Source organism: Microbacterium sp. HSID17254 (assembly GCF_003989315.1).
Classification (GTDB): Bacteria; Actinomycetota; Actinomycetes; order Actinomycetales; family Microbacteriaceae; genus Microbacterium.
Map to the genome: position 1 here is coordinate 1 of NZ_RBLT01000154.1, position 874 is coordinate 874.

The 874-nt window shown below is 73.9% G+C and carries 2 protein-coding genes; one reads left to right on the forward strand and one right to left on the reverse strand.

All coding sequences use genetic code 11. The annotated features are described in order from the left end of the window. Nucleotides 1-245, reverse strand: a 245-nt coding sequence (locus D8M34_RS18275; protein WP_174235410.1) for an acyl-CoA dehydrogenase family protein, incomplete at its 3' end; no start/stop codon positions are given. A gap of 84 nt (nucleotides 246-329) precedes the next feature. On the opposite strand from D8M34_RS18275, the gene D8M34_RS18280 reads away from it, so the two are divergent. Continuing rightward, nucleotides 330-874 (forward strand): alpha/beta fold hydrolase (locus tag D8M34_RS18280; RefSeq protein ID WP_342343188.1); only part of this gene is annotated, 545 nt, incomplete at its 3' end.

An 874-nucleotide genomic window follows, 5' to 3' on the forward strand; every position in this document is an offset into this window, starting at 1 on the left:
CCCGGGGCGACGAGCTCCTCGGGCGGGAGCGCGTTGTACCGGGAGTCGTCGACCCCGCCGCCGGCGTAGGGCTCGGGGACGGCGGTGCCGAGCAGGCCGGCCGCCCCCGCGGCGGTCCAGACCGCCCGGTCGACCTGGCCGTCCTCCTCCCACTGCTCGTGGTGCGGGGTGACCTCCTTCGCGATGAAGGTCCGGCACAGGTCACGGAACGCGTCGTGTTCGTCGTCGAAGATCTCGCGCGGCATGGTCGCCAGTCTCACATACCCGTGAGTAACTCCGGTCGGCCTACCGCGCCGTCGGTGACCCGTGTGGGCCGGTAGGGTGCGCCCGTGGACCTCGTCGACGCCGTCGCCAACGTGTGGGCCCGGACCGTGGTCGGCCACCTCGCCGACCTCCGCCGGATGCCGCGCGACGCGGTGGTCGGCTCGCCGCAGGGCATCCTGTTCCGGTACCGCCCGCTGTCCGGTGTGGACCCCGCAGGCGGTGCACCGGTGCTGCTCGTGCCGCCGCTGGGCGCCCCGGACTTCGCCTACGACCTGCGCCGCGGCTGCTCGCTGGTGGAGCACCTGCTGCAGCAGGGCCGGACCGTCTACCTGGTCGACTACGGGCCCAAGTCGTTCTCCGACCGCACCCTGGGCATCGAGAGCTGGGTCGACGAGCTGCTGCCTGACATGGTCCGCCGGGTGGCCGACGAGACCGGCGACGAGGTGCACCTCGTCGCCTGGTCGCTCGGTGGGATCTTCGCCCTGCTCAGCGTCGCCGCCGCGGTGCAGGGCCGCGACCCGCTGCCGGTGCGCTCGGTCGCCGCGCTCGGCACCCCGGTCGACAGCTCCCGGGTGCCACTGGTGGCGCCCATCCGGCCACTCGCGCAGAT